The 7,191-nt window shown below is 68.0% G+C and carries 8 protein-coding genes; 7 read left to right on the top strand and 1 reads right to left on the bottom strand.

Annotated features, from left to right (window positions below; genetic code table 11):
* Positions 1 to 322: 322 nt before the first annotated feature.
* Both P7D22_RS21740 and P7D22_RS21735 read left to right on the top strand, forming a co-directional pair.
* Complete coding sequence (locus tag P7D22_RS21740; protein WP_319936350.1) at positions 323 to 1,201, top strand: S-methyl-5'-thioadenosine phosphorylase; 879 nt, start codon at positions 323 to 325, stop codon at positions 1,199 to 1,201.
* Between the two features lie 184 nt (positions 1,202 to 1,385).
* Entirely contained in the window at positions 1,386 to 2,084 is a 699-nt protein-coding gene (locus P7D22_RS21735; RefSeq protein ID WP_319936349.1) for a L,D-transpeptidase, read from the top strand.
* Positions 2,085 to 2,307: 223 nt separating this feature from the next.
* Here the strand turns inward: P7D22_RS21735 and P7D22_RS21730 are convergent, their stop codons facing one another.
* A complete protein-coding gene (locus P7D22_RS21730; RefSeq protein ID WP_319936348.1) occupies positions 2,308 to 2,934 on the bottom strand; it encodes a TetR/AcrR family transcriptional regulator in 627 nt (208 codons plus the stop codon).
* A gap of 83 nt (positions 2,935 to 3,017) precedes the next feature.
* Here P7D22_RS21730 and P7D22_RS21725 point away from each other — a divergent pair, with 83 nt between their 5' ends.
* From P7D22_RS21725 to P7D22_RS21705, 5 genes are all read left to right on the top strand, one after another.
* Positions 3,018 to 3,470 (top strand): nuclear transport factor 2 family protein, encoded by a 453-nt coding sequence (locus tag P7D22_RS21725; RefSeq protein ID WP_319936347.1) that lies wholly within the window; start codon positions 3,018 to 3,020, stop codon positions 3,468 to 3,470.
* Positions 3,471 to 3,688: 218 nt separating this feature from the next.
* Complete coding sequence (locus P7D22_RS21720) at positions 3,689 to 4,219, top strand: adenine phosphoribosyltransferase (RefSeq protein ID WP_319936346.1); 531 nt, start codon at positions 3,689 to 3,691, stop codon at positions 4,217 to 4,219.
* A 235-nt stretch (positions 4,220 to 4,454) separates the two neighbouring features.
* A complete protein-coding gene (locus P7D22_RS21715; protein ID WP_319936345.1) occupies positions 4,455 to 5,240 on the top strand; it encodes a (Fe-S)-binding protein in 786 nt (261 codons plus the stop codon).
* Positions 5,237 to 5,854, top strand: a complete 618-nt coding sequence (locus P7D22_RS21710) for a LysE family transporter (protein WP_319936344.1) — start codon at positions 5,237 to 5,239, stop codon at positions 5,852 to 5,854. Before P7D22_RS21715 ends, P7D22_RS21710 begins: the two co-directional genes overlap by 4 nt.
* Positions 5,851 to 7,191 (top strand): LutB/LldF family L-lactate oxidation iron-sulfur protein (locus tag P7D22_RS21705; RefSeq protein ID WP_319936343.1); only part of this gene is annotated, 1,341 nt, incomplete at its 3' end. The genes P7D22_RS21710 and P7D22_RS21705, both read left to right, overlap by 4 nt.

Raw genomic sequence — 7,191 nt, 5'->3', positions numbered from 1 at the left:
AGATGTGTATAAGAGACAGGGCCCCTACCGCGCCATCACGGCGGTGCGGCCCGACGGGCAGCGCCTCGATTTCGTCGATGCGGCCGGGGTGGTGCCGGCCGCGGCCCTGGTGCGCATCCTCGCGGCGCCCGAAGCCGCCGGGGCTTCGGTGTTGTTGCTGCCACCGGGCGCGGCCAATGATGAGAGCGTGCCAGCCGAGCGACGCCCCGGCCACGACTGCCGTGCCCCGCCGGCGCTGCGCGGCTCGCTCTGAACCCCGGGCCCGGTTGACCGGCCGGGGCCGATCCCGCATCAAGGCCGCGCAACACGGGGGGCGGGCGGCATGGCGAAGGCGGTCATCGGCATCATCGGCGGCTCGGGCGTCTACGACCTTCCGGGCCTGGAAAACCTGCGCGAGGAGCGGGTCGACACCCCCTGGGGCGAACCTTCCGACGCCCTGCGGTTCGGCACGCTCGGGGGCCGCGAGGCCGTGTTCCTGCCCCGGCACGGGCGCGGCCACCGTTTGTCGCCGTCGGGCATCAACTACCGCGCCAATATCGCGGCCTTGAAACAGGCGGGCGTCACCGACCTCGTGTCGATCTCGGCCTGCGGGTCCTACCGGGCTGAGCTGTATCCCGGATTCTTCGTGCTGGTGGACCAGTTCGTCGACCGCACGGCGGGGCGCGAAAGCTCCTTCTTCGGCAATGGCTGCGTGGCCCATGTGTCGATGGCGCAGCCGATCGCGCCGCTGTTGCAGCACCGCCTGGCCGAAGCCGCGAAGGCGGAAGACATCGCCCACCGGATTGGCGGCACCTACCTCTGCATGGAGGGGCCGCAGTTCTCGTCCCGGGCGGAATCGCTGACCTACAAGGCCGCCGGCTACGATGTGGTGGGCATGACCGCGATGCCGGAAGCCAAGCTCGCCCGTGAGGCCGAGATCAGCTACGCCACGGTCGCCATGGTGACGGATTTCGACTGCTGGCATGCCGAGCACGACCATGTCGATGTGGCGGCGGTCATCAAGGTGGTGCACGCCAACGCTGGCCGTGCCGCCGCGCTGATCGCCCGGCTGATCCGCGACTTCCCCGAGAACCACGAGCCATGCCCGGCCGGCTCCGACAGGGCGCTCGACAATGCGCTCATCACGGCGCCCGCGGCGCGCGATCCGGCCTTCATGGCGCGGCTCGGCCTCATCGGGGCGCGGGTGCTCGGCCAGACCTGACCGGCCAAAACCCGATCTGCGTTGCCCATTTGTCGCCATGCCGGGCTTTGCGGCCCTACGGAGGCCGCGCCGCGCCTGCGGGGCTTGCTCCTTTGGCCGCACGCCCGCTAACTCGGCCGGATCGGCCGGTTTGATCGACGACGCCCCGGCGTCGCCCTGCGGCCTGTGAGCGAGGGCGTGCGGTATGGCGATCGACACGGATGGAGTTTTTGGCGCGACGGCGCCGCTCGGGCGTGAGGCGGGCCGCCTCAGCCGACGCTCGTTCCTGATCGGCTCGGCGGCCGGGGCGGGCGCGCTTGGCCTTGCGGGCTGCGCCAACACCGACGACCTGCTGCGCGCCGAGGCCAAGGCCACCTATGGGGCGCTGCCGGGCGAGAAATTCCCGATCCCGGCCGTCGACATCAGCAAGGTCGACCCAAAATACTTCCGCCACACCGTGCAATATGCCTCGAGCGAGGCGCCCGGCACGATCGTGATCGACCCCGCCAACCACTTCGTCTACCGCATCGAGGGCGGCGGCTCGGCGACCCGCTACGGCGCCAACGTCGGCCGCGACGGCTTCCGCTGGAGCGGCGACGCCTATGTGGGCCGCAAGTCCGAATGGGCCACCTGGACGCCCCCCAAGGAGATGATCCAGCGCCAGCCCGAAGCCGGCAAATACGCCCGCGGCATGCCGGGCGGCCTCGAAAACCCGCTCGGGGCCCGCACGCTGCACCTCTACAAGGACGGCAAGTACACGCTGTTCACCATCTACGCCACCAGCGACCCGGACACGATCGGCCAGGGCATCACCAGCGGCTGCGTCGGCCTGCTCAGCCAGGACATGATCGACCTTTACGGCCGCACGCCGGTGAAGACGAAGGTGGTGGTGCTGCCGGCATAGGGTGAAAGAGGCGTTGAAGCCGGACATGCGATCGATGCGGGGTTCAGCGCGGTCGCTGCGGGTTCAGCCTGTTTCGGACCGAAGCGACGCTGGGAATCGGCGTCTGAAGATGGGGTCTTGGAAGTGGTCCATGTGAATTTGTGCCCGTCTGCCGGCGCGGGGTTATGACGGGAGCGGACGTTCGACGCACGGGCATCATGGATCAAGGACAGGGCTTGACCCCTCACGATCGACCGTCTGCCAAGCCATCGATCAGCGTCGCTGCGATGGTATCGGAGAGTGCAGCAAGAGCTTCATGCCCAGGGGGAATCGGCACCCTTCCGTCGAGTACGAGTGTGGCGAAGCCATGAACGAGCGACCATGCGGTGAGTGCATGTGTTCCTAGCGGATCCCTACGCAACTGGCTCGAAGACACCCCCCGCGCGATCGTCTCCTGCAACACCTTGAAGGCGCGTTCGCCTGCTGCCTTCAATGCGCCGTCCTCGCAGCCGGCCAGTTCGGCACTGAACATCAGCTGGTAGCGAGCCGGATAGGCCACCGCGTAAGCAACGTAGGACTTGGCCGTCGCAAGAATCCCTGCTGCAACGTCCTTGGCATCGACCACTGCGAGGTCTCGCTGAAGTGAGGCGGTAAGATCGTCGAAGCCGCGTGTCGCGATCGCGGCCAGCAAGGCACGCCGATCCGCAAAGTGATTGTAGGGGGCGTTATGGCTCACCCCGGCAACCCGCGCGACCTCGCGCAGGGTGAACGGCTTCCCTGCTTGCTCCGCAACCAGTTGCTCTGCCGCTGCGATCAGGGCGCTGCGCAAATCACCATGATGGTAGCTCGTCTTCGGCGCGACACTGGTCATACCGCATTCCTGCTGGAACATATTGACGGCGTCAACATTAAGCTATGTAGACGTTGTCAACATCAAGGCCTGGAGCCCGGCTCATGTACCATGCCATTGTGAAGCGCATCGCCCGTAAGAACTTCCTTCGGGTGAACCAAAAGGACTTCGGCGCTATCCTCAGCGCCTGTGATCCTGGCATCCAGCACCAGTTCGGCGGCGCTCATGCGCTCGGCGGCAAGCGCCATGATCGCGAGGCCCTTGGCCGATGGTTCGGCCGCCTAGGTCGTCTATGCCCTCACCTCACGCTGACCGTGGACGACATCTGGGTGAAAGGGTTGCCGCACAATACTACGATTATCGTCCGCTGGTCGGCGACGGATACCTTGCCGGACGGTTCCCCCTATCGAAACCGCGGGGTGCACGTCATCAGGATGCGATGGGGCAAGGTCGTCGATATCGACGCGCACGAGGACTCGCAGGCTGTCGCAGAGAGCATGAGGAAGCAGGCAGCCCTCGGTATCGAGGAGGCGACGGCGGCACAGATCCTGAGCTAGTGCCAGGTTCGGTGCGATTTCCAATCTAAGAATAGGCCGATAGATGAGACGGCAGCCTTGCCTTTAGTCGAATGCCGTCCGCGAGCAAGGGCCCTGATGCCGAGCGTCGCTTGGCACGGATCGGGCCGGCTTCGGCGATTTCCGCTGGCGCTCGCGCACGCCAGCCGTTAGGCCCATCCCCGCTTTCGCACCGCAACAGGCCTGGAGCCGCGACACCCGTGACCGCCCTGAAGGACATCATCCGGACCATCCCGGACTACCCGAAGCCGGGCATCCTATTCCGCGACATCACCACGCTGATGGGCGACGCCCGGGCGTTCAGGCGCGCCATCGACGAGCTGGTGCAGCCCTGGGCCGGCACCAAGATTGACAAGGTGGCCGGCATCGAGGCGCGCGGCTTCATCCTGGGCGGCGCCGTGGCGCATCAGCTGTCGGCCGGCTTCGTGCCGATCCGCAAAAAGGGCAAGCTGCCCCACGCCACTGTGTCCATCGCCTACAGCCTCGAATACGGCCTCGACGAGATGGAGATGCACCAGGACGCCGTGCAGCCGGGCGAGCGGGTGATCCTGGTGGACGACCTGATCGCCACCGGCGGCACCGCCACGGCGGCCGCCCAGCTGCTGCGCCGCATCGGCGCCGACGTGGTGGCGGCCTGTTTCGTGATCGACCTGCCGGATCTCGGCGGCGCCGACAAGCTGCGCGCCATGGACGTGCCGGTGCGCACGCTGGTGGAATTCGCGGGGCACTGAGGCGGCGGGCCTAAGTGCTGTCCTAACCTGCCGTCATTGCGAGGCGACGCAGTCGCCGCGGCAATCCAGGTGGCGCCGCGGTTCTGGATTGCTTCGCTCCGCTCGCAATGACGGGTGGCGATGCCGATCAAAGGCGATCGCTCCGATGCGGCGTCGGCTCGCCTTGCCCCCCGGGGCCCGATGGGGCAGAACGATTCCAAGGAAGCCGGCCGTAAGCCCGGCGTGAGATCGTTCGATGTTGAACCTGCCGAAACCCGGCACGCCCCGCGTGGGGCTGCTGGCGACCTGCCTGGTCGACCTGATGCGGCCGAGCGTCGGCTTCGCGGCCGTGAAGCTGCTCGAGGATGCGGGCTGCATCGTCGACGTGCCGAGCCAGACCTGTTGCGGCCAGCCGGCCTATAATTCCGGCGACCGGGCTACGGCCCGCACCCTGGCCCGCCAGGTGATGCGCGCCTTTGCGCCCTATGATTACGTCGTGGTGCCGTCGGGCTCCTGCGGCGGCACGCTCATCAAGCATTATCCCGAGATGTTCGCCGACGACCCCGGGCTGGTGCGCGAAGCGCGGGCGCTGGCCGACAAGACGCATGAGCTCGTGAGCTTCCTCACCGGTATCATGGGCGTCACGCGGGTCGAGGCGAGCTTCGACGGCAGCGTCACCTATCACGATTCCTGCTCAGGGCTGCGTGAGCTCAACATCCGGGCGCAGCCGCGGCAGCTGCTCGCCAGCGTGCGCGGCCTCGACCTCGTCGAGATGGTGGATAGCGACGTGTGCTGCGGCTTCGGCGGCACCTTCGCGGTGAAATACGGCGAGGTGTCCAACGCCATCGTCGACCGCAAGGCCGACCGGGTGGTCGAGACCGGCGCCCACACGCTGGTAGCGGGCGACCTCGGTTGTTTGATGAACATGGCCGGCAAGCTGTCGCGGCGCGGCTCGCCCACCGCGGTGCGCCACGTGGCCGAGATCCTGGCCGGCATGGCGGACGGGCCCGCCATCGGCCAGCCCAGCGAGGCGGAGGCTTGAGCCCCGCCGGGCATACGTTGCTGTTGCTGGCCGGCGTGCAGGTCGCCTCCGTGCTGTCGCCCGGCCCCAATACGATGCTGGTCATCCAGAGCGCGGCGCGCGACCGCAAACTCGGCTATGTGGCGGCGGCCGGGTGCTGGCCCGCCAGCGTTATGTGGGTGACGCTGGGCCTCGCCGGTCTCGGCTCCGTGCTGGCGGCGGCACCTTGGCTCGCGGCCACGCTCCGGGTGGTGTGCGGCGCCTACCTCGTGGTGCTCGGCCTCAAGGCCCTGTTCCGCTCTTTCAAGCCGCGCCTGCCCGTGACGGAGGGCGCCGCTGGTTCGTGGCGCCAGACCTTTGCGGCCGGGTTCGTCACCAATGCCACCAACCCGAAGAGCATGGCCTATTACATGAGCGTGTTCTCGGCCACGGGGGCGCTGACGCTGCCCCTGTGGGGGCAGGGCGTCGCGATCCTGCTGCTGCCCAGCATGGCGACGCTTTATTACGTGACCCTGGCCACGATGGTGTCGAGCGGCCCCGCCCGCCGGCTGTTCGGCCGGGCCTCGCATTGGCTCGACCGCGTGGCGGGCGCAGCCATGCTCCTGTTCGGCGCGAAACTCCTGGTGGCGCGATGACGGTCCATCCCACATCCGATGCCTTCAAGCAGAACGCCCACGAGGCGCTGCACGACCCGCAGTTGCAGAAGGCCTTCAACCACGTCCGCACGGCCTTCATCGACAAGCGGGCCAGGGCGGCGGCCGCCTTGCCGGAATTCGAGGCGCTGCGGGATTCGGCGCGCGACATCAAGGCCCATACGCTGAAGCACCTCGACCTCTACCTCGAAGCCTATGAGGCCAAGGTGGTGGAGGCGGGCGGCCATGTGCATTACGCCCGCGACGCCGCCGAGGCGCGGCAGGCCATCGTGGACATCTGCCGGCAGCGCGGCGCCAAAACCGTCACCAAGGGCAAGTCCATGGTGTCGGAGGAGATCGGGCTCAACGACGCGCTGCACCAGGCCGGCATCGAGCCGGTGGAGACCGACCTCGGCGAATACATCATCCAGCTGCGCGGCGAGGTGCCGAGCCACATCATCGCGCCCGCCGTGCACCTGACCAAGGAGCAGGTGGAGGCCGACTTCCGCCGCCTGCACAAACACGATCACCTCCACCCCGAGCGCGACCTGTCGGACGCCCAGCTGCTGCTGACGGAAGCCCGCGGCATCTTGCGCGATCGTTTCCTCAGCGCCGACATCGGCATCACGGGCGCCAACTTCCTGGTGGCCGAGACGGGCTCGTCGGTGATCGTCACCAACGAAGGCAACGGCGACCTCACCCAGATCCTGCCCAAGGTCCACATCGTGCTGGCCGCGATCGACAAGATCGTGCCGACCCGCAACGACGTGGCGCAGCTGCTGCGCGTGCTGGCGCGCTCGGCTACCGGCCAGGAGATGTCGGTCTACACCACGGTGTCGACCGGGCCGCGCCGGGCGGAAGACCCGGACGGGCCGGAGGAATACCACGTCGTCATCCTGGACAACGGCCGCTCGGCGATGCTCGGCACCGAGTTCGAGGACATGCTGCGCTGCATCCGCTGTGGCGCCTGCATGAACCATTGCCCGGTCTATCAGGCGGTCGGCGGCCACAGCTACGGCTGGATCTATCCTGGCCCGATGGGGGCGGTGCTGACCCCGGCACTGATCGGCATCGACAAGTCGGCCCACCTGCCCAATGCCTCGACGTTCTGCGGCCGCTGCGAATCCGTCTGCCCGGTCCGCATCCCCTTGCCGAAGCTGATGCGGCATTGGCGCGAGCGGGAGTTCGAGCGCCACCTGTCGCCGGCGCCGGTGCGCCAGGGTCTCGCCGTATGGGGGTTCTTTGCGGCACGGCCGGCGCTCTACCGCGCCGCCACCGGTCTCGCCATGCGGGCCATGGCCTGGGCCGGCCGCTCGCGCCAATGCCGCATCAGCTTCGGC

Source organism: Lichenihabitans sp. Uapishka_5 (genome assembly GCF_033947565.1).
Taxonomy (GTDB): Bacteria; Pseudomonadota; Alphaproteobacteria; order Rhizobiales; family Beijerinckiaceae; genus Lichenihabitans.
The sequence above is the reverse complement of the archived record's forward strand: the minus strand, read 5'-3'. Positions and strand labels throughout refer to the sequence as shown.

Coding starts and splice junctions, on each gene's coding strand:
- P7D22_RS21740 (WP_319936350.1), top strand. CDS start 323: ATGGCGAAGGCGGTCATCGGCATCATCGGCGGCTCGGGCGTCTACGAC.
- P7D22_RS21735 (WP_319936349.1), top strand. CDS start 1,386: ATGGCGATCGACACGGATGGAGTTTTTGGCGCGACGGCGCCGCTCGGG.
- P7D22_RS21730 (WP_319936348.1), bottom strand. CDS start 2,934: ATGACCAGTGTCGCGCCGAAGACGAGCTACCATCATGGTGATTTGCGC.
- P7D22_RS21725 (WP_319936347.1), top strand. CDS start 3,018: ATGTACCATGCCATTGTGAAGCGCATCGCCCGTAAGAACTTCCTTCGG.
- P7D22_RS21715 (WP_319936345.1), top strand. CDS start 4,455: ATGTTGAACCTGCCGAAACCCGGCACGCCCCGCGTGGGGCTGCTGGCG.